Source organism: Streptococcus sp. HMSC071D03 (assembly GCF_001812125.1).
Classification (GTDB): Bacteria; Bacillota; Bacilli; order Lactobacillales; family Streptococcaceae; genus Streptococcus; species Streptococcus pseudopneumoniae_N.
This window is the reverse complement of sequence record NZ_KV807782.1, coordinates 1-738: the sequence shown is the minus strand read 5'-3', so window position 1 is coordinate 738 and position 738 is coordinate 1. Positions and strand designations below refer to the sequence as shown.

At 36.0% G+C, this 738-nt stretch carries 1 protein-coding gene and 1 riboswitch; the gene reads left to right on the top strand.

Annotation, left to right across the window (positions count from 1 at the left end; all coding sequences use genetic code 11):
- Window positions 1–28: 28 nt before the first annotated feature.
- Window positions 29–126, top strand: a riboswitch (PreQ1 riboswitch).
- The gene (locus HMPREF2837_RS07785; protein ID WP_049549491.1) at window positions 124–633 is read left to right on the top strand and encodes a QueT transporter family protein; all 510 of its coding nucleotides are present in this window, start codon (window positions 124–126) and stop codon (window positions 631–633) included. (Overlaps the previous riboswitch by 3 nt.)
- Window positions 634–738: the final 105 nt, after the last annotated feature.

Here is a 738-nt window from a genome sequence, read left to right as displayed (position 1 = left end):
AAAAATAGTATAGCATAAAGGGCATAAATGTGCTATACTTGAAAGGTTGACTTGTTCAACCCTTGGTGCTTAGCTTCTTTCACCAAGCATATTTTACGCGGGTTACTCGCTAAAGGAGAAAACATGAAAAAACTAACTATTCGTGATATGGCAGATATTGCCATTGTCGCAGCAATTTATGTGGTTTTGACAATCACACCACCCCTTAATGCTATCAGTTACGGTGCTTATCAGTTCCGTATTTCTGAAATGATGAATTTCCTTGCCTTTTACAATCCTAAGTACATTATCGGTGTTACTCTTGGCTGTATGATTGCTAATTTCTTCAGTTTTGGAATCATCGATGTCGCAGTTGGTGGAGTCTCTACGCTTGTCTTCCTAAGTTTAGGCGTATGGTTGTTTAGCAAATATAAAAAAGACTATCTTTTTAATGGATTGATTCGTAAAGATCATTTCTTCTTTTCAATTCTTTTTTCGATTTCAATGATCACCATTGCTGCTGAATTGAACATCGTAGCAGAAGCACCTTTCTTCTTAACTTGGTTTACAACTGCTATCGGAGAATTTGCTTCCTTGATTGTTGGTGCTATTCTTATCGGAAAAATCGGGAAACGACTTGATTTGACCAGATAAAGATATCACATCAAATATTATTAAAAAGGGCTGAACTTTGTTCAGTCTTTTTCCTTGTCCATCAACCTAGAAGCTCAACAAAAGTGGTATAATAAGGTAGAAAAA

Coding starts and splice junctions, on each gene's coding strand:
- HMPREF2837_RS07785 (WP_049549491.1), top strand. CDS start 124: ATGAAAAAACTAACTATTCGTGATATGGCAGATATTGCCATTGTCGCA.